At 61.0% G+C, this 19936-nt stretch carries 18 protein-coding genes; 8 read left to right on the forward strand and 10 right to left on the reverse strand.

The features are described from left to right. Positions 1-140 precede the first annotated feature (140 nt). From QWI20_RS18155 to QWI20_RS18165, 3 genes are all read right to left on the reverse strand, one after another. A complete protein-coding gene (locus tag QWI20_RS18155; protein WP_369306625.1) occupies positions 141-596 on the reverse strand; it encodes a YkgJ family cysteine cluster protein in 456 nt (151 codons plus the stop codon). A gap of 121 nt (positions 597-717) precedes the next feature. Further along, on the reverse strand, positions 718-2103 hold the full coding sequence (locus QWI20_RS18160; RefSeq protein ID WP_369306626.1) for a GTPase/DUF3482 domain-containing protein: 1386 nt from the start codon (positions 2101-2103) through the stop codon (positions 718-720). Continuing rightward, the gene (locus QWI20_RS18165) at positions 2096-3475 is read right to left on the reverse strand and encodes a DUF2868 domain-containing protein (RefSeq protein WP_369306627.1); all 1380 of its coding nucleotides are present in this window, start codon (positions 3473-3475) and stop codon (positions 2096-2098) included. Before QWI20_RS18165 ends, QWI20_RS18160 begins: the two co-directional genes overlap by 8 nt. A 132-nt stretch (positions 3476-3607) precedes the next feature. Between QWI20_RS18165 and QWI20_RS18170 the strand changes: the two genes are divergently transcribed. After that, a complete protein-coding gene (locus QWI20_RS18170) occupies positions 3608-4120 on the forward strand; it encodes a dihydrofolate reductase (protein WP_369306628.1) in 513 nt (170 codons plus the stop codon). A 306-nt stretch (positions 4121-4426) separates the two neighbouring features. Next, the gene (locus QWI20_RS18175) at positions 4427-5482 is read left to right on the forward strand and encodes a haloacid dehalogenase-like hydrolase (protein ID WP_369306629.1); all 1056 of its coding nucleotides are present in this window, start codon (positions 4427-4429) and stop codon (positions 5480-5482) included. 43 nt (positions 5483-5525) lie between these two features. Here QWI20_RS18175 and QWI20_RS18180 read toward each other — a convergent pair whose 3' ends face one another. Further along, the gene (locus tag QWI20_RS18180) at positions 5526-6794 is read right to left on the reverse strand and encodes a DASH family cryptochrome (RefSeq protein WP_369306630.1); all 1269 of its coding nucleotides are present in this window, start codon (positions 6792-6794) and stop codon (positions 5526-5528) included. Between the two features lie 143 nt (positions 6795-6937). On the opposite strand from QWI20_RS18180, the gene QWI20_RS18185 reads away from it, so the two are divergent. Then, a complete protein-coding gene (locus QWI20_RS18185; RefSeq protein WP_346630906.1) occupies positions 6938-7402 on the forward strand; it encodes a DUF3429 domain-containing protein in 465 nt (154 codons plus the stop codon). 144 nt (positions 7403-7546) lie between these two features. Here the strand turns inward: QWI20_RS18185 and ilvD are convergent, their stop codons facing one another. Next, the gene (gene ilvD, locus QWI20_RS18190) at positions 7547-9394 is read right to left on the reverse strand and encodes a dihydroxy-acid dehydratase (protein WP_369306631.1); all 1848 of its coding nucleotides are present in this window, start codon (positions 9392-9394) and stop codon (positions 7547-7549) included. A gap of 466 nt (positions 9395-9860) precedes the next feature. On the opposite strand from ilvD, the gene QWI20_RS18195 reads away from it, so the two are divergent. Continuing rightward, entirely contained in the window at positions 9861-10319 is a 459-nt protein-coding gene (locus QWI20_RS18195) for a transposase (protein WP_346630907.1), read from the forward strand. 228 nt (positions 10320-10547) lie between these two features. On the opposite strand, the gene QWI20_RS18200 is transcribed toward QWI20_RS18195, so the two are convergent. After that, on the reverse strand, positions 10548-11744 hold the full coding sequence (locus tag QWI20_RS18200) for a class I SAM-dependent rRNA methyltransferase (protein WP_237252892.1): 1197 nt from the start codon (positions 11742-11744) through the stop codon (positions 10548-10550). 167 nt (positions 11745-11911) lie between these two features. Between QWI20_RS18200 and QWI20_RS18205 the strand changes: the two genes are divergently transcribed. The 3 genes from QWI20_RS18205 (at position 11912) to QWI20_RS18215 (ending at position 14129) form a co-directional block, all read left to right on the forward strand. Beyond that, the gene (locus QWI20_RS18205) at positions 11912-12778 is read left to right on the forward strand and encodes an HDOD domain-containing protein (RefSeq protein ID WP_192173003.1); all 867 of its coding nucleotides are present in this window, start codon (positions 11912-11914) and stop codon (positions 12776-12778) included. A 38-nt stretch (positions 12779-12816) separates the two neighbouring features. Beyond that, entirely contained in the window at positions 12817-13629 is an 813-nt protein-coding gene (gene mutM, locus QWI20_RS18210) for a bifunctional DNA-formamidopyrimidine glycosylase/DNA-(apurinic or apyrimidinic site) lyase (protein ID WP_172610045.1), read from the forward strand. A 164-nt stretch (positions 13630-13793) separates the two neighbouring features. Continuing rightward, on the forward strand, positions 13794-14129 hold the full coding sequence (locus QWI20_RS18215) for a multidrug transporter (RefSeq protein ID WP_192173001.1): 336 nt from the start codon (positions 13794-13796) through the stop codon (positions 14127-14129). Here the strand turns inward: QWI20_RS18215 and ggt are convergent. The 4 genes from ggt to QWI20_RS18235 form a co-directional block, all read right to left on the reverse strand. Further along, on the reverse strand, positions 14111-15844 hold the full coding sequence (gene ggt, locus QWI20_RS18220) for a gamma-glutamyltransferase (RefSeq protein WP_369306665.1): 1734 nt from the start codon (positions 15842-15844) through the stop codon (positions 14111-14113). The genes QWI20_RS18215 and ggt overlap by 19 nt on opposite strands. Before the next feature lie 87 nt (positions 15845-15931). Then, complete coding sequence (locus QWI20_RS18225; RefSeq protein WP_065991092.1) at positions 15932-16183, reverse strand: YfhL family 4Fe-4S dicluster ferredoxin; 252 nt, start codon at positions 16181-16183, stop codon at positions 15932-15934. A 99-nt stretch (positions 16184-16282) separates the two neighbouring features. Next, the gene (gene coaD / locus QWI20_RS18230; RefSeq protein ID WP_192172999.1) at positions 16283-16765 is read right to left on the reverse strand and encodes a pantetheine-phosphate adenylyltransferase; all 483 of its coding nucleotides are present in this window, start codon (positions 16763-16765) and stop codon (positions 16283-16285) included. Between the two features lie 323 nt (positions 16766-17088). After that, on the reverse strand, positions 17089-18528 hold the full coding sequence (locus QWI20_RS18235) for a coniferyl aldehyde dehydrogenase (protein ID WP_369306632.1): 1440 nt from the start codon (positions 18526-18528) through the stop codon (positions 17089-17091). 147 nt (positions 18529-18675) lie between these two features. Here QWI20_RS18235 and QWI20_RS18240 point away from each other — a divergent pair, with 147 nt between their 5' ends. Beyond that, complete coding sequence (locus tag QWI20_RS18240) at positions 18676-19872, forward strand: MFS transporter (RefSeq protein WP_369306633.1); 1197 nt, start codon at positions 18676-18678, stop codon at positions 19870-19872. Positions 19873-19936 lie beyond the last annotated feature (64 nt).

Consider the following 19936-nt stretch of genomic DNA (forward strand, 5'->3'; position numbering starts at 1 on the left):
TGAACGAAAACGCCCCCGGTCGAAAGGCCGGGGGCGTTTTTGTTTGTTTGACTTTTGGTTTGGCCGGTGCCGATGCTGTGAGGGCTATGTCGCTCAATCCAGCCTCTTCCCGGCTAAAGCCGGTCCCACCTAGGTGCGGCTCAGAACTTCAACGGCACCCGGCCGGAGTTCGAGTTCAGCGTGCCGGTGCTTTCGCGCACGACTTCTTTCGGCTTGTACGCGCAATAACCCGGGCGAGGGCCGATCTTCGGGTGATTGCGGCAGGTGTCGGGGCGTTTGTCGTAGATGGTGCACAGCCGGCTCTTGCGATCCAGGTACAGGCAGTCGTTGTTGCTCATGCGCTGCAGGGTGAAGATCCCGGACTTCTGATTGAAGCGCTCGACGATCCCTTCCTTCTGCAGCCGCTTGGCGATGTTCTTCGGGTTATCGCCCTGTTCGAACTCGTCAACGATGCCGATGCGGATCAGGTCCTTGATCTTCACTTCCACAGGCAGCGTGCAGCAGCTGGAAACGCAGCCCCCGCACATATAGCTGGAGTATTTCTGCCAGGTCTCGATGCGGTCGAGTTCTGCAGCGGCGATCAAGGTGGGTTTCATGCGCGTGTGCTTCCGGGTGTATCGGGCGCGCGATCATACCGGTCCGCGCGCAATTCCCCTACCGCAAAATGATTGAAGCGACTGTCGGCAGCTCGCCGCCCGACCAGTCGTATGGCTCATTTCAGACCAGCACGGTCTTCGCCAATGCCTCGACTTGCTCCTGCCGCTCGCTCTGATTCAGCTTCGCCCCCGGATTCAGCGCCGACCATTGCGGATGCGCTCGCGCCTTGTGCAGCGCCTCTGGCAGCTTGCCTTCGCGCCAGGTTTTGTTGAGAGGAGCGGTCAGTTTGATGCTGTCCATCGCGGCATGTCCCCGGACTTCCAGCGCTTGCAGCAACTGCCGTTGGCGCAGCGCCAACAGTCGCAGCACGGCATCGTCAACAGTCAGTTCGCGCTGCCCCTTGAATTTGTCCATCAGCCGGCCGCCGTAACTGCGCGCTGTTTGCAGAGCGCCGCCGGCAATCGCGCCGACCAGTGCCGCCGCACCCAGTGTGATGCCGCCGACCAGCAAGTCCACGCCAGCACCTGCCGCCGCGCCCGCAGCGATACCGCCACCCACACGTACGCCCAGCAATTTCAGGGTTTCGGGATTGAACAGGTCATCGCCCCAGCGGCCATCCATCAACGGCAAATCGCTGGCCGAGGCGTCTTCGCGACGAAAGGCGTAGAGCTTGAGCAGCGACTCGACGCAACGTTGTTCGCGCTGGCGCACGGCCTTGCGCAGATCATCGATGGCGGCCTGCACCTGATCGGAATCGGTGGCGACACTTCGGCGGCAGGCTGCGCAGTCCAGCAACAGTTCGGCGATCAGCCTGGCCGCGCTCTGCTTGCGGGCTTCACGCTGGGCCTGTTGGTCTGCGATAAGACGCTCCAGTCTGCCCCGTGAGGCTTCCAGCAGCAGGGCGAGGCTTTCATACAGACGGCGTTCACCATCTTCGGGCGGGGCAACGCTGTCAAACCGCACAAGCGCATGCAGGCCGAGACGCGCCAGTGCTTCACGCCAGTCCGGTTCGCGCTGCTGCGCACTGCTGACAAAATTGAGCACGGGCAGCAAGGGTTTGCCGCAACTGGCGAGCACGGCAAGCTCGTCGCGGTACTTGGCAAGCACCGGCTCCCGCGCATCGATCACGTAAAGGCCGGCATCGGAGGCGAGCAGCTGACGAAGCACTTTGGCTTCCTGCTCGAAACGCTGACGCGCCTCGCTGCCCTCCAGAAAGCGCCCGAGCCGCGCCGGACCGTCGAGCCGTTCGCCGGGTCTGTCCAGCCGCTCGAGATAATCGAGCAGGGCGATGGCGTCTTCCAGGCCGGGCGTGTCGTACAGCTCCAGCAACGCCTCGCCGTCCACCGACAACCGCGCGCCTTCGACGTGCCGGGTGGTGCTCGGGCGATGGGAGACTTCGCCGAAGCCGACATCGCGTGTCAGCGTGCGCAACAGCGAGGTTTTGCCGACGTTGGTGTGGCCGACCACGGCCAGCTTCAGCGGTCGAATTGCGTCCTTGTCAGTCATCTCCGCTCTCCAGCCAGGTCACTGGCGCACTGTCGGTCCAGTTCAGTTCAAGCTGCTGCAGCGCCGTGTGCCAATCCTCCAGTCGGTCCGCGTCCAGGGCCTGTCCGGTGGGGGCAGGCAACAGCCAGATGCGCGTGGCGGCGGCGCATCGCGCGAGTTCTGCAATCAACGCCAGGCTGCCGCGGTCTGGCGAGCGACGTGGGTCGCAGGCGATGGCAAGGCGCGCGGGCGGATAGCGTGTCAGTTGGTCAAGCAGTGTGCGCCGTGATTCCCGGGAGTCGAGAACGCCGGCGTTGACCACGTTGTCGGGAAGCTCGGGTGGCCACGGCTGCTGATTGTCCAGCTCGATGGCGACCAGCAGCGCGCCCTGGCTTTCGTCCGCCGACGGACCGGAGGTTACCGCGTGAAGCTGAGGAGGCGCTGCATCGTTGATGCCCAACCGTTCACTGCTTGGCATCAAGCGCTCGCGCAGTTCGACGAAGCCGGGGTGATTCAGATCCATTGCCAACCCTTGTCGACCCACGCGCCAACGCAGGTAACACAGCATCGTCAGCAGCAGACGCGGCACAATACCGAATACCACCAGCACGCCGACCAGCCATCCGGCCCAAGCCTGACGGGCGTTTTCAATGGCCAGGGCGTTGTCACCGCTGGCGCGAATCATCGATTCGGTCGGCACGCTGAAACCCAGCAACGAAGGAATCGCCCCCAGGCCTCGGGTCAGGCTGACAAAGGTGTCGCTGCCCAGAATGGTGGTTTCCCAGACGAAGCCGTAGCGCCGCGTCGCCATCAGTAACAGCAGCAGCGTCAGGGCGCTGAGCAGGGCGAGCAGCCACAGGCCATTGACGCAGATGCCCAGCACCCAGCGATTCAGACGCTTGCGTTGCAGCAGCAATATCAACGCCGGCGCGAGCTGCGCCGCCTGGGCATCGCGTGCCAGTTTTTCGCTGAGCCACATCCAGAGGCGACCAAGGCCGGCGGTATTTTCCCCGACGAAGAGCAGGCCCATCGCCCAGCTTGTCAGCAGAATCAGGTTAAGCCCGAGCAGGCTGCCCAGCGCCCAGAACACATTGACGGGCGTCTGTCCGTCGCCCAATGCGGCGAAAGCCAGTCCGGCGCCGCTGACCACCGCGAACACCGCCAGCACGATCAACGCCAGCCGTGCGCCTTGTTTCCAGTGATGCAGGGCCTTGCGCATGCCGTCGCGTTCGGCAAGCCACAGGGCACGGTGTTTGATCCGGGTTTGCAGGTCGCCCGCAGCGGCGCGTGCGCGGCGATTGGCTTCTTCGTCTTCGAGCGCGCCGGCGTGTTCTTCACGCAGGCGCACGGCTTCGGTCAGCCAGAGTTCATCAAGGGGAGTCAGTGCAGTCACGCGGCGTCTCGTCGGTAAAGTCGTAGGTGAGCATAACCGGTGTGGCTGCGATCACGCAGCGAACGGGTATCGGTGCTTGGACCGCGTGGCGAGCGAATGTGCTGGGGCAGGGCGCTCTGATATCCTCGCGCCATGAAAAAACATCTCCCCCTGAGCTTGATCGCCGCACTCGCTGAAAACCGGGTCATCGGCGTCGACAATTCCATGCCCTGGCACTTGCCGGGCGATTTCAAATATTTCAAAGCGACCACGCTGGGCAGGCCGATCATCATGGGTCGCAAGACCTGGGATTCCCTGGGCCGTCCGCTGCCGGGCCGGTTGAATCTGGTGGTTACGCGCCAGCATGATCTGCAGCTTGAGGGCGCCGAGGTGTTCACCTCTCTGGACGCGGCGGTGCACCGCGCGGAAGAGTGGGCGCGCGAGCAAGGCGTCAGCGAAGTGATGCTGATCGGCGGCGCCCAGCTTTACGGCCAGGCCCTCGAGCACGCTGACCGCCTGTACCTCACCCGCGTGGCGTTGAGTCCTGAAGGCGATGCGTGGTTTCCGGAATTCGATCTGGCGCAGTGGAAACTGGTTTCCGACACGCCAAACCCGGCACTGGATGACAAGCCTGCGTACAGTTTCGAGGTTTGGGAGCGGGCCTGATATCGCTATCGCGAGCAAGCTCACTCCTACAAGGGGAATGCGATCAACTGTGGGAGTGAGCTTGCTCACGAAGATGGCATTTCAGCCGGTGAAGATTTAGGGGATGTGCTGGCCTATTCGCGAGCAAGCTCGCTCCCACAAGTTTAAGCAGCTCAAGCGTTGTCACAAAAACGTCGTTTTCCTGTCATCTGTCGCGAATGGCGACCAGGGTGACGCGGTGAGGACGGACGCTGTCGCTGACGCATCGAAACAGTCATGGCTTTTTGTTAGGGTCCTCCTCGAACCAAAAAAGGGGAGGGGATCACCATGAAATTCGTACCAACATTATTGGCCACAGCACTGTGTATGGGCCTGGCCGGACAGGCACTCGCCACCGAGCTGACCCACTGGCCCGCGCCTGCTGCCAAGCAGCTCAACGCAATGATTGCGGCGAACGCTAACAAAGGTAATTTCGCCGTTTTCGACATGGACAACACCAGCTACCGCTACGACCTGGAAGAGTCGCTGCTGCCGTACATGGAAAACAAAGGGCTGATCACCCGTGACACGCTCGATCCTTCCCTCAAGCTCATTCCGTTCAAGGACACCGCCGACCACAAGGAAAGCCTGTTCAGCTACTACTACCGCCTCTGCGAAATCGACGACATGGTCTGCTATCCGTGGGTTGCGCAGGTGTTTTCCGGCTTCACCCTCAAAGAACTCAAAGGCTACGTCGACGAGCTGATGGCATCGGGCAAGCCTGTGCCGAGCACGTATTACGAAGGCGACGTGGTCAAGACCATCGAAGTGCAGCCGCCGAAGGTCTTCACCGGTCAGGCCGAGCTGTACAACAAGCTGATGGAAAACGGCATCGAGGTCTATGTCATGACCGCAGCGTCAGAAGAGCTGGTGCGCATGGTCGCTGCTGATCCCAAGTACGGCTACAACGTGAAGCCGCAGAACGTCATCGGCGTGACCACGTTGCTGAAGAACCGCGAGACAGGCGAGCTGACCACCGCGCGCAAGCAGATCACCGCCGGCAAATACAATGAAAAGGCCAACCTCGGTCTTGAGCTGACCCCTTACCTGTGGACCCCGGCAACCTGGATGGCCGGCAAGCAGGCGGCAATCCTGACCTACATCGATCAATGGAAAAAACCGGTGCTGGTGGGCGGCGACACACCGTCCAGCGATGGCTACATGCTGTTCCACAGCGTCGACGTCAGCAAGGGTGGTGTTCATCTGTGGGTCAATCGCAAGGACAAGTACATGACCCAGCTCAACGGCATGATGAAGACCAACGCCGAGGCTCAGGCCAAAGAGGGCTTGCCGGTCACGGCGGACAAGAACTGGGTAATCGTCAAGCCGGACGAGATTCAGTAAGCCGTCTCATCGCGCGGCGCGGCGATTGCCGCGCCGCGCACTGTCAGGCCCATAACCTGCGATACGCGCCGTCGGCGTCATGCTCGTCGGCCTGTTTCGCGGTATTGAAGCGCCGACCGTCCCTCGGGTCCGTTCCGTAGCCGGCGATGTACAGCCAGTTGCCCTGATTGCTGTAGACATCGTAATCCACCAGCTGCGCCTCGAACCACGCGGCCCCGGCGCGCCAATCGCCCCTCAGGTCAAAAATCAGGTAACTGGCGACGATCTGGCGCATTCGGTTGGATAAGTAGCCGGTTGCTGCCAATTCCCGCATGCCAGCGTCTATCAATGCTTCCCCGGTTTCACCCCGACACCAGCGCGCAAAACCCTGAGGGTTGTGGCCCGGCTCGCTGCCACCTTTCAGGCCGCTGGCGCGGTAGAGACGCCGGCCGTATTTCAGGTGCAGCAAGCGGAAGTAGTCGCGCCACAGCAACTCGAAATAGATCCAGTACGTGCTGTCGTTGGCGCCGTGCTCGGCTTCGAAAACCTTAAGCGCCTGATCGATCTGCGGCGCTGACAGCGAACCGCGTGCAAGCCAGGGCGAAAACTTGGTGGAGTCGTCGACTGCGCTCAAGTTGTTGCGCGTGGCTTTATAGCTGTTCGCCAGACCCCGGCGGAAATACTGCTGCAGATGCTTGATGGCCGCCTGCTCACCGCCATAGAACGCATGTTGTTGATAAGGAAACGCCGAGCGCGACTCCAGGGGCGCAGGGGTTTGCAGCGTGACTGGTTCAATGCTCAAACCCGGGGTCAGCGCAGGAATTGTCGTTGGCGACGGTATGACGGGGCGTGCAGAGGTGTGGGCTTTTTCCACAAGACGCCGAAAGCTGCTGAACACATCCGGCAGCTCCTCAACCGTCATCGGTAGTTCATCCAGCGAAAACAGCGTCGACTGCCAGTGATCTTCCACGGTCAGTCCCGCTGCGCGAAGGGCTTGCACCTGTGCTTCCTCTTCGGGCGCTGCGATGCGTTCGCAGATGACCTTATCGATACCCCATTCGTGGGCCAGGGCGACAAGCCGTTCAACCGGATCACCCTCGATCTGCATCAACCCACCGCCGTGAGCCTGCAACTGCTCGGCCAGTGCGCTGACCGCTGTCTGTTCGAAATACTGGCGGTGGGCGCCGATACGCTCGAATCCCCACGGCGTCGAAGTCGCTACGGGTGTGCAGTAAACCGGCAGCAGCGTGTCGGCAAGTTCACATGCGTGGGTGAAGGCGGGGTTATCGGCAAGCCGAAGGTCCTGACGGAACCAATAGATCAACGTATTCATGTGAAGGTCTCAGCGTCTAGGGATCAAGGCCTTGATCAGTGGGTGACAGGACGGGGTCCTTTTTCCGTTCGAGCGAAGAGAAGCTAAACAGGATTGCGCTTTTGAGCGATAGTCTTTCAAGTAAATGACTGGAAGGGGCTCAAATGAAAGCGTTGTCGCTGTCTTCGTCGCCAAGGTATGTCGCCCTGCTGGGTTATGGGGGGTTGCTGCCGTTCGTTGGGCTGCTGTTGCTGATTCTGTTTTCAGTCGAGTACCGCCCGTTCTTGACGCAAGCGCTCGTTGCTTACGGGGCGGTGATCCTGAGCTTTGTGGGCGCTCTGCATTGGGGTTTCGCCATGACCCTGCAAGGGTTGAGTGCCGATCAATGTCGCGAGCGGTTCATCTGGAGTGTCATCCCGGCACTGATCGCCTGGCCCGCTCTGCTATTGCCGGCACCGCTGGGGCTTTTGCTGCTGATTTTCGGTTTCGTCACGCATTACTGGCAGGACCGGCGTCTGGTGAAGGCCACAACACTGCCCGCCTGGTATCTGCCGATGCGTCTGCGTCTGACGTTGGTGGCCAGTCTTTGCCTGCTGTTGGGTGCGATCACTGTAGCCATTGGCTCATGAACCGCCGGTGTCTGGATATGTTGCCGGCGAAATTGATGGGCCCGGGTGGATGTTCGACGGATGGTCGAACCTTGCCTCTCTAAAGCGGCCGGCAGACAAAACAACACCCCGACGTGCGGGGTGTTTTTCAGTGCGGGGTGATGCTTATGGCATCAGCTTGTCGAGCATCGCCTTGTCACGCACAGCACCCTTGTCGGCGCTGGTCGCCAGCAGGGCGTAGGCCTTGAGGGCGGTGGTCACCTTGCGAGGGCGCGACTCAACCGGCTTCCAGCCTTTCTTTTCCTGCTCGGCGCGGCGTTCAGCCATTTCCGCGTCGTCGATCATCAGATTGATCGAGCGATTCGGAATATCGATCAGCACCTTATCGCCGTCACGGACCAGACCGATCGCGCCCCCGGCGGCGGCTTCAGGAGAAGCGTGGCCGATGGACAGGCCCGAGGTCCCGCCCGAGAAACGCCCGTCGGTCAGCAGCGCGCAGTCTTTACCCAGGCCTTTCGACTTAAGATACGAGGTCGGGTACAGCATTTCCTGCATGCCCGGGCCGCCTTTCGGACCTTCGTAACGGATGATCACGATGTCGCCGGCCTTTACCTCGTCCGCCAGAATGCCGCGAACGGCGCTGTCCTGGCTTTCGAAAATCTTGGCGTTGCCTTCGAACACGTGAATCGACTCGTCCACGCCGGCGGTTTTCACCACGCAGCCGTCGAGGGCGATGTTGCCGTACAGCACGGCCAGGCCGCCTTCTTGCGAGTAAGCGTGTTCGACGCTACGGATGCAGCCGTTCTCGCGGTCGTCGTCCAGGGTTTCCCAACGGGTCGACTGGCTGAAGGCCGTCTGGGTCGGAATACCGGCAGGGCCCGCTTTGAAGAAGTGATGCACCGCTTCATCGTCAGTCTGGGTGATGTCCCACTTGGCGATAGCTTCTTCCATGGATTTGCTGTGCACGGTCGGCAGGTCGGTGTGCAGCAGGCCGCCACGGGCCAGCGAGCCCAGAATGCTGAAGATGCCGCCGGCGCGGTGGACGTCTTCCATGTGGTACTTCTGGATATTCGGAGCGACCTTGCACAGTTGCGGCACGCGGCGCGACAGGCGATCGATGTCGCGCAGGTCGAACGGAATCTCGGCTTCCTGGGCAGCGGCCAGCAAATGCAGGATGGTGTTGGTCGAACCGCCCATGGCGATGTCGAGGGTCATTGCGTTTTCAAAGGCCTTGAAGTTGGCGATGTTGCGCGGCAGTACCGAGTCGTCGTTGTCTTTGTAATAGGTTTTGCACAGGTCGACGATGGTCCGACCGGCCTGCAGGAACAGCTGTTCGCGGTCGGAGTGGGTCGCCAGCGTCGAGCCGTTGCCCGGCAGCGCAAGGCCCAGGGCTTCGGTCAGGCAGTTCATGGAGTTGGCGGTGAACATCCCGGAGCATGAACCGCACGTCGGGCAGGCGCTGCGCTCGTATTCAGCGACTTTTTCGTCGGACGCGGTGGAGTCGGCAGCGATGACCATGGCGTCGACCAAGTCCAGGCCGTGGCTGGCAAGCTTGGTCTTGCCGGCTTCCATCGGACCGCCGGAGACGAAGACCACCGGGATGTTCAGGCGCAACGCAGCCATCAGCATGCCGGGGGTGATCTTGTCGCAGTTGGAGATGCAGACGATGGCATCGGCGCAGTGGGCGTTGACCATGTACTCGACCGAGTCGGCAATGATCTCGCGGCTTGGCAGCGAATACAGCATCCCGTCATGGCCCATGGCGATGCCGTCATCCACCGCGATGGTGTTGAATTCCTTGGCGACGCCGCCTGCTCTTTCGATCTCGCGCGCCACCAGCTGACCCATGTCCTTCAAGTGGACATGGCCCGGAACGAACTGGGTGAACGAGTTGGCAATGGCGATGATCGGCTTTTTGAAATCGTCGTCCTTCATGCCCGTGGCACGCCACAAAGCGCGTGCGCCGGCCATATTGCGGCCATGGGTGGACGTTTTCGAACGGTAATCAGGCATTGGAACACTCCGGCTAATCGGCTGAATGAGGAAGGGAGTGAGCTTCTAGTGACGTCGTGTGCAAAAGGCAGTGACCGGATGCAGCGAAGAAACCGAACGATACGGGATCACCGTACGCCCAGCCTGAGCTCATAAACCCGCCGGGGATGACTGGCGATGAATAGCGCTGATTCTACACCTGTGAGGGCGGGAGGGAATGGCGGGAAGTGGGGCTGCGGATTCATTGGTCTGATTGCCAAACGGGTCGGTGGGGGATCCGACCTCAATCGCGAGCAAGCTCACTCACAAAGATGCCCGCTGATTCGAGCGATCAATGGTCCCGGCGCGATTGCAAGGTCCGGTGCGGAACCCCTGTAGGAGTGAGCTTGCTCGGGATAAGGATCTTGTAGACACATCCCGAATCTCAGTTTGGCGGTTACCCCCCAGGCACTGTTCTAGCCTTTCCGGCAATCAACAGGAGCGACTTATGCCGGAATTACCGCGTGGAAAATGTTTAAGAAACGGGAGGTTTTCGGAGTCGGGACGGATTTACCTCGTCACTTCGGTCACCCAAAACCGGGAGCAGATTTTCAACGACTGGAAGCTGGGGCGTTTGGTTGTAAACGAGTTCCGCGCTGTTCAGTCCTCGGGGGCTGCGGATTCGTTAGCGTGGGTCATCATGCCCGACCACATCCACTGGTTGCTTGAACTGACGGGAGGTGAATTAACCCGAGTTTTGCAGGGTGTGAAGTCGCGAAGCGCTCGCGCAATCAATCAGTCGCGAGGGACGCACAGGCAAGTCTGGCAGAGAGGTTTTCACGATAGAGCATTACGACGGGAGGACGATCTTTTGATGATGGCCAGATACATCGTCGCCAATCCATTGAGAGCTGGATTGGCGAAGCGAATTGGAGATTATCCGCTTTGGGACGCGAGTTGGTTTTGACGCAGAATCGCGAGCAAGCTCACTCCTACAGGTACCGTGGATCACATGTAGGAGTGAGCTTGCTCGCGATCTGTTGCGAAGAGACAGTAATCCTGTAATGCATTCAGTCAGGCATATCATTGTCGTCTGATTTGCTGCCCGTTCCCGGCAGATCGCGGCGCAAGCCTCGCTCCTACAGGTTCTGCAGATTGCTTGTAGGAGCGCGCCGGCTCATTACGCCGAAAATCTTTAGCTGTTCGGCAACAACCGGCAGGTGATGCTTTTGATGTAGCGGGTCTCTGGGATCGCAGGGTGGACCGGGTGGTCCGGGCCCTGGCCGCCGCGCTCGAGCAGCTGGATGTTGCGGTCCAGATGGCGGGCGCTGGTTAGCAGGATGTTTTGCAGGTCGTCTTCCGGCAGGTGCATCGAGCAGGAAGCGCTGACCAGAATGCCGTCCTTGCTGAGCAGGCGCATGGCTTGCTCGTTCAGGCGGCGGTAGGCGCCTTCACCGTTTTTCATGTCTTTCTTGCGTTTGATGAACGCAGGCGGGTCGGCAATGATCACGTCGAAACGCTCTTCAGCCGCTTTCAGCTCCTTCAGCGCTTCAAACACGTCGCCTTCGATGCAGGTGACCTTCTCCGCGAAGCCATTCAGTGCCGCATTACGCTCCACGCCGTCCAGCGCAAAGGCCGACGCGTCGACGCAGAACACTTCGCTGGCGCCGAACGCACCGGCCTGAATGCCCCAGCCGCCGATGTAACTGAACAGGTCCAGCACACGCTTGCCTTTGGCGTACGGCGCCAGGCGCGCGCGGTTCATGCGGTGGTCGTAGAACCAGCCGGTCTTCTGACCCTCCATCACCGGCGCTTCGAACTTCACGCCGTTCTCTTCCAGCGCGACCCACTCCGGCACCAGGCCGAACGCGGTTTCAACATAGCGGTTCAGCCCTTCGGCGTCGCGCGCGGCAGAGTCATTCTTGAGCAGAATGCCGCTTGGCTTGATCACTTGAATCAGCGCAGCGAGCACGTCGTCCTTGAGTTGCTCCATGGCCGCTGACGCCAACTGCACCACCAGAATGTCGCCGAAACGATCAACTACCAGACCCGGCAGCAGGTCGGAGTCGCCGTAGACCAGGCGATAGAACGGCTTGTCGAACAGGCGCTCGCGCAGCGACAGGCAGACGTTCAGGCGATGAACGAGCAGCGACTTGTCCAGTGGCAGCTTGACGTCGCGGGACAGCAAACGTGCGCAGATCAGGTTTTGCGGGCTCATCGCGACGATGCCCAGCGGCTTGCCGCCTGCTGCTTCGAGAATGGCTTGAGCGCCAGGAGCAAAGCCGTTGAGCGGGGTGGCAGCGACGTCGATTTCGTTGCTGTAGACCCACAAATGACCGGCGCGCAGGCGGCGATCGGCGTTGGGCTTGAGGCGCAAGCTAGGCAGGGACATGACGTCGCTCCGGAAAAAAGAGCGGGAGTATAGCGCGTCAACCTGCTGGCGGGCGCGCCATGCTCGATTACCGTCTGGCTGTCCGTCGGATCCGGTGAATCGTCACACAGTTGTTGATGCGTGGGCGCGAGGGGTTAGAATCGAGCCCTGACCCCGAGTGTGAAGTTATGTCCCAAGAGCTTACGTCCGAGCAGATCCAGCAGGCGTTACAAGGCATCAGCGTTCCGCCCCAGCCGCAAATCATGGTGGATTTGCAGATGGAGCAGTACATGCCCGACCCTGATCTGGGTGCCATCGCCCGGTTGATCGCCCAGGATCCGGGGCTCTCCGGCGCGCTGCTGAAAATCGTGAATTCCAGCCATTACGGTCTGAGCAATAAAATCGCTTCGATCCAGCGCGCGGTTAATCTGCTCGGCAGTCGCTCGGTCATCAACCTGATCAACGCGCAGTCGATCAAGGGCGAGATGAGCGACGAAACCATCGTCGTGCTTAACCGTTTCTGGGATACCGCCCAGGACGTTGCGATGACCAGTTTGACGATCGCTAAGCGCATCGGCTCTCAAACCGTGGACGAATCCTACGCGCTGGGTCTGTTTCATGACTGCGGCGTGCCGCTGATGATCAAGCGTTTCCCCGATTACATGAGCGTGCTCGAAGAAGCGTATTCCAACGCCACCGCCGAGTGCCGCGTAGTCGACACCGAGAACAGGCTGCTGAACACCAACCACGCCGTTGTCGGTTATTTCACCGCCAAGTCCTGGCGTTTGCCCGAACATGTCAGCAACGCAATCGCCAATCACCACAATGCGCTGGCGATTTTTCAGGACGACTCGGGTCGCAACGCGCCACTGAAGAACATGCTGGCCGTGCTGAAAATGGCCGAGCATGTGTGCGAATCTCACCGCGTCCTGGGCAACGAGCCCGTCGACCACGAGTGGAACAGCATTGGTCCTCTGGTGCTCGACTACGTCGGATTCTCTGACTATGACTTCGAAAACCTCAAAGAAAGTATTCGTGAGCTGAGTGCGCACTGACCCTGCGCGCCTGACCTCACCCTTCATCGAGCGGCCCCATGCCTGAATTACCTGAAGTCGAAACCACTCGTCGGGGCATTGCACCGCATCTGGTGGGCCAGCGCGTCAGCCGGGTGATCGTGCGCGATCGTCGTCTGCGCTGGCCGATCCCCGAAGACCTCGACGTGCGCCTGTCGGGGCAGAAAATCGTGGCCGTCGAGCGCCGTGCCAAGTATCTGCTGATCCAGGCGGAGGTCGGCACCTTGATCAGCCATCTCGGCATGTCGGGCAATCTGCGCTTGGTGGACGCCGGTCTGCCGCCGCTCAAGCATGAGCACGTCGACATCGAACTCGAGTCCGGCCTGGCCTTGCGCTACACAGACCCTCGGCGTTTCGGCGCCATGCTCTGGAGCCTCGATCCGCTCAACCATGAATTGCTCGCGCGCCTCGGGCCCGAGCCGCTGACGGACGTGTTCGACGGTTTGCGTCTGTTCGAGCTGTCTCGCGGCCGGGCGATGGCAGTCAAGCCGTTCATCATGGACAACGCAATCGTGGTGGGCGTCGGCAACATCTATGCGACCGAAGCCCTGTTTGCCGCCGGAATCGATCCGCGCCGTGCCGCCGGGAGCGTTTCCAAGGCGCGCTATATAAAGCTGGCGATTGAAATCAAACGCATCCTGGCCGCCGCCATCGAGCGAGGCGGGACGACGCTGCGGGATTTCATCGGCGGCGACGGCCAGCCCGGCTACTTCCAGCAGGAGTTGTTCGCGTACGGCCGCGGCGAGCAGCCGTGCAAGGTCTGCGGGACCACGCTGCGAGAAGTGAAGCTGGGTCAGCGGGCCAGCGTTTACTGCCCGAAGTGCCAGAAGTAATTCCCGACAGCGACAGAAGTACTGACCGCCGCTTGATCGCCTAGGTTTATCCGACGTCTCCTACAGGGCGTGTGTCGTCAGGGAGACACGCCGCCCCTTGCGTAAGCCCGCGCCCTGTTTATAGTGAACAGCTTCATATCTGCCTTAGCCTGAAGGACCATGCCATGAGCCCGTTTCGCATGCTTGCTGCCACGTTGGCCGTGTTCTTCGGCTTGCAATTCACACCTGCGCTGGCTCAGGACGCGACCGGCAGTGGTGATCCCGTCTACGAAATCGAAAGCCCTCCTGCCTACGCGATGATCGGCGACCTGCTGATTGCGCGGCCGATCCTCATCGTTGCCACCGTCATTGGCGCCGGGTTGTTTGTGGTTGCATTGCCGTTTACCGCCGCCGGTGGCGGTATTGGCCGCACCGGCAAGGCGCTGGTCGTGGATCCGGGCAAGGCGGCATTTGTCCGCTGCCTGGGTTGCACCGGCGATGGTTACGGCAAGCAGGACTGATCTGCGCAGGCTCGCATCAGCTTCAGTGCGGCGTCGGGTTTGAAGGTCGTCGACACGCCAATGCCGCGTGGATCACTGGCCGCTTCAACCCGGGCACTGTTCTTGTGCCACAACAATACCTGCTGGTTGCCAAAATCCTTCGCCGTCTCCTTTAGCGCGTAACCACGCTCGCGCAGGTCGGCCAGTTCCTGCTCCGTGAATGTCCCCGGCTCGTACTCGACCATATCCGGCGTGTACTGATGGTGATAGCGCGGCGTTGATGCCCAGCGGGCAATCGGCTGATCATCCAGGTATTGCAGCATCGACAGCAGCACCATGCTGGGGATACGGCTGCCGCCCGGGGTGCCGAAGGCGGCGAGCGACTGCGGGCCTTCGATAAAGCTAGGGCTCATGCTTGACAGGGGCCGCTTGCCCGGCTCGATGGCGTTGGCGTGACCGCCTGCCGCCTCCGAGGTGCTTTGGCCTTTGGGGTCGATGGCAAAGTCGTCCATTTCATCGTTGAGGATGATCCCGGTGCCGGGCACGGTGAATGCGGAGCCGAAGGGCAGATTCAGCGAGAGTGTCGCCGTGACGGCGTTGCCTTTGTTGTCCAGTACGGCGAAATGGCTGGTGTTGTCGCCCTCACGCCAGCGCGGGGCGGGCGGCAGAATGTTGTTGGGCGTGGCGCGGTGGGGGTCGATGCTGGTGGTGAGTTGCAGCAAGTAGTCGGGGGAGAGCAGCTGAGCTACCGGGTTGGGCACGAAGTCCGGGTCACCCAGCAACACGCGATCACGGTAGGCGCGGCGCAGTGCCTCGATAACAAAGTGCGCTTGCTGGATTTTTCCTGATTCCCGCCATGGCAGCTGCTGCAGCATGAACAGGCTTTGCGCCAGAGCCATGCCACCTGCCGAGGGCGGCGGTGCGCTGATCAGTTCGCGCTGGTCGGCCATCTGAAAGCGCAGAGGCGTGCGCGTGACGACTTCATATTCTTCGAAGTCGTGGTAATTCCAGATGCCGCCGGCGCGCCGAACGCCGCTGACCATTGCCTGCGCCACCAGTCCGCTGTAGAACCCGGCGCGGCCGTTGTCGGCAAGGCGCTCCAGCGTCTGAGCCAGTTCCGGCTGGGTGATGACGTCGCCCAGATTCGGCACGTCGTTGTTGCGCAGGAACAGGCGCGCGCTCTCCTTGTTGTTACGCAGCGCGAACAGCCGCCAACTGGCGCGCTCGCGATAAACGCTGTCCACTTTGAAGCCGCAGTAGGCGACGCGAATGGCGGGCGCCAGCGAGATCGAAAGCGGCAATCGGCCATAGCGTTCGGCGAGTTCGACCAGCGCAGCGGGAAGCCCGGGAATCGCGGCCGCCAGAGGTCCGTTAAGGGACAGGTCCGGCTGGAGGATGCCTTTGCGGTGAAACATCTTGGGTTTGGATTTGAGCGGCGCTTTTTCGCGCGCGTCGAGAAACTGATACTGAACGGAGTCGCCGGACTGGCGCAGCAGGAAAAACCCGCCGCCGCCGAGGCCTGAACCGTAGGGCTCCACGACCGCAAGCGTCGCGCTGATGGCGATTGCGGCATCGAATGCGTTGCCGCCGTCGACCAGGATTTCCTGACCGGCGGCCGTCGCGATGGGGTGCGGACTGGCTATGGCGGCCTGATCAGGGTGATCGGGGCTGGCCTGCGCCGAAAAAACGCACAGCAGAAACACTGCGCCTGACAAAACAGGTATCCGTTCCAGCATAGAGATCATGCGTATCTCGCTCAATTCAACAGGCGTTAAGCCAGCGTCTTCGGCGAAAGCACGTATGCCGACAGGATATGCGTTCGTTTATGCCTTGCTGGTGATCAGGTTGTACTTGGCCATGAGCTCGTCCTTGCTCTCCACGTGGTTTTCATCCAGCGGGATGCAGTCCACAGGGCAGACTTGCTGGCACTGCGGCTCGTCATAGTGACCCACGCATTCGGTGCACAGGTTGGGATTGATCACGTAGATCTCTTCACCCTGGGAAATCGCTTCGTTCGGGCACTCGGGTTCGCAGACGTCGCAGTTGATGCAATCGTCGGTGATGATCAGGGACATGGATACTCCTGCCACGGTCGACACCGGGGCATATCAAAACGAATGCGGCGGATTGTGCCGCATTAGCGCTCGGTATGCACCTCGCCTCGACGCAAGGCCTCAGGCTTTTTTGAAGCGTTCGCTCAGCGCCTGGGCCACGGCGGGGTGGACGAATTTGGTGATATCACCACCTAACGCTGCGATTTCCCTGACCAGCGTAGATGAAATGAACGAATAGCGTTCGGACGGTGTAAGAAAAAGACTTTCGATATCAGGGGCCAGTTGCTTGTTCATGTTGGCGAGCTGAAATTCGTACTCGAAATCCGACACCGCACGCAGGCCGCGCAGCAGGATGTTGGCGTTCTGCTCCTGGGCGAAGTGCGCCAGCAGCGTCGAAAATCCTACGACTTCCACGTTGTGCAGGTGTTTGGTCGCTTCGCGAGCAAGCGCAACCCGTTGCTCCAGCGGAAACAGGGGGTTTTTCTTGGGGCTGGCGGCGACGGCAATGACCACTTGATCGAACAGGCGCGAAGCGCGCTCGACCAGATCGCCATGACCCTTGGTGATCGGGTCGAAGGTGCCGGGGTACAACACTCGGTTCATCGCGTCGTCCTGGTCGGAGTTCGTTGGGGACTGGATGGTAGCGCAGCACGCTGGGCCGGCCAAGTCGCGCAAGTTTGGAGTAGGCGTTCTGGTGTGATAACCCTTGGTTTTACGGCGTGACGCGAGACGCCTTCCCGGCTAAAGCCAGTCCTACAGGATGACCGCGTTCAAATAGTGGGACCGGCTTCAGCCGGGAAGGGGCCAATGTGGGCGCCATCAGATTTGCGGCGTGACGCCAAATGCATTCCCGGCTAAGCCGGTCCCACAGTGTTCCACAGCCGGTCCTGCGGGCCGTGTTCTGTCAGTCGGGATTCGCAAACATGTCAGCGTACGAACAGTCGCTGAATCAATTTCTGGATCGCCTTTCCATAGGGCGGGTAGATCAGGCGTGCGGCGTTGAAGCGTCGTTTGATCAACACGCCTTTGGCATGGCTGAACGTCAGAAACCCTTCGTGCCCGTGGTAATGGCCCATGCCCGACGCGCCGATGCCGCCGAAAGGCAAGTCGTCCTGGGCGACATGCAGCAGGGTGTCATTCAGGCAGACGCCGCCCGAATGCGTCTGCTCCAGCACGCAGTTCTGTTCATGTCGGTCGTAGCCGAAGTAGTACAGCGCCAGTGGCCTTGGACGCTGATTGATGTAGGCGAACGCGTGCTCGATCTGGTCGTAGGGCACGATCGGCAGCAGCGGACCGAAGATCTCGTCCTGCATGATCAGCATGTCGTCGCTCACATCCAGAATCAGGCTGAACGGCATTCTGCGGTCCTGCCCCTCGGCGAACAGCTGAATCACCCGAGCGCCTTTGAGTTGCGCGTCGGCGAGATATGAATTCAGGCGTGCGACATGCCGCTGATTGATGATCGCGGTGTAGTCCGGGTTGTCGGCCAGCGTGGGATAAAACCGCGTGACGGCTTCCTTGTAGGATTCGACGAATTCGTCAACGCGATCCCTGGGCACCAGCACGTAGTCGGGCGCTACGCAGGTTTGTCCGGCGTTGAGGGTTTTGCCGAAAGCGATGCGTTCGGCGGCGTCCTTGAGTGGCACGTCGCGGGACACGATAGCGGGGGATTTGCCGCCCAGCTCCAGCGTCACGGGCGTGAGGTTTTCCGCCGCCGCGCGCATGACATGCCGCCCGACGCTGGTGGCGCCCGTGAACAATAAGTGATCAAACGGCAACTTCGAAAAGGCCGCGCCGACCTCCGCCTCGCCCAGCACAACCCCGACGTGATCCTCCGCAAACTCTCGTGCCAGCAGGCTTTTTAGCAACGCGCCGGTGGCGGGCGTGGATTCGCTGAGCTTGAGCATCACGCGGTTACCCGCCGCCAACGCGCCCACCAGCGGCCCGATGGCCAGATACAGCGGGTAATTCCACGGCACCACCACGCCAATCACGCCTAACGGCTGGTAAACGACTTTCGCGCTGGCGGGCTGGAACGCCAGGCCGACGCTTCGGCGCGAAGGCCGCATCCATTTCGTCAAATGGCGCTGGGCATGGCGGATGTTGTGCAGGCAGGGCATCAGCTCGGCGAGGAGCGTTTCATCGGCGCTGCGGTGGCTGAAATCAGCGCTGATCGCGTCAATGATCGCCTGACGCTCGGAGCTGAGCAGCGTGTGCAGGCGGTCGAGCCATTGCCTGCGTTCTTGCAGCGTCGGCATCGGATTGGCGGCGAATGCGCGACGTTGTTCGTCAAATACCTGCTCCAAGCTGCAGCGAAAGGGAGGTGCATCGTCTGCAAAGGGCAGAAGCTTGGATTCGACGGGCATCGCGGCAGTCCTTATTAACGTTATGCAATGGTTTTTAGAGTCATTGCTCTACGAAGTCAACGGTCCTTGCATTCGCTCGCAGGCTCACGCCAGACTGTCCCGGCTAAAACTGAACTGCCGCCCTGCACCACCTGACACGGAGTCTCAATGCGCACGGACTATCTGGCGTTTTTCATTTCCCTGTTTCTCTCCCGCCTCGCCGATCAGGTTCTGCTGTTTCTGGTGCCGCTGATTGTCTTTCAAACCACCAACAGCGCGTCCCTGGCGGGGCTGGCGTTCTTCGTCGAGACATTGCCGCGCTTCCTTGCCTTCCCGATTTGCGGCGCGCTGTGCGACAAGTACTCGCCCATCCGGCTGCTGCATATCAGCCAGATCTACCGCGCGTTGATCTGTCTGGTCGCGATGGGGCTGTACGGCCTGTTTGGCGGCATCGGCTGGCTGATCGGGCTGTCGGCGATCTGCGGCGTCCTGACCACCCAGGGGATCATGGCCCGGGAAGTGGTGATGCCGCATATTTTCCCGGATTACCGCTACGGCAAAACGCTCTCCTACTCTCAGATCGCCGACCAGACCGGCCTGGTGCTCGGCCCTGTGCTGGCGGCGCTGGCGCTGGAGATCTGTCCCTGGTGGGGCGTTGTCATCGGTGTGGCGCTGGTTTTCGTTGCGGCGGATCTCGCCATGCGCGTCTGGCAACGTAACAGCGATGTCACGCTGGAGCGCTTCGATCAGCATGCGGATATCTGGACCCAGCCACTGAAAATCGCCTTCGGCCACATCTTCCGATTGGCCGAGCTGAAGAAAATCATCTTGCTGGCGGTTGGCGTCAACCTCATCGTCGGCGTCACCCTGGCCAGCTCGGCGGCCATGGTGATCGGCTCGTTTGGCGAGAGCAAAGATTTCTACGCCGGTCTGCAGGCGGCGGGCGCCTTGCTGACCATCGCGATTCTGTTTGTCCTTGCGCGGATCAGCCTGCCGCTAAAACTGCTCGGTGCGATGTCATACATCGCCTTGCTGCTGGGGGCATTCGTTACCGCCACGAGTGCGTCATCCGAGGTCTACCTTGTCGGCTTTCTGCTGATCGTCGGCTTCGACAAGATGTTCAACGTGTACATGCGCAGCATTCGTCAGCGGGTGATCCCGGCGCGCGACTTCGGCAAGACCGTCGGCGTCATCACGCTGCTGAACAATCTGTCGCAGCCGCTTGCCGGTCTGTTGGTCGGGGTGCTGACGGCGCCGATTGGGCTGCGCGGGGTCATTTTGATCAACGCGCTGGCGGCAGCCGTGCTCGGCGTGGGCGTGGCAGCGGTGGTTCGGCTCAGGGTGGCGACTGCCGTGGAGCGATGAAGTCTGCAACGGGCCCGGCGCTTGCGTTAAGATCCGGCACATCCCTGTTACGTTTCGACGTTCG

The sequence above is a fragment of the Pseudomonas sp. W2-17 genome (genome assembly GCF_041060445.1).
In the GTDB taxonomy this organism is placed as follows: Bacteria; Pseudomonadota; Gammaproteobacteria; order Pseudomonadales; family Pseudomonadaceae; genus Aquipseudomonas.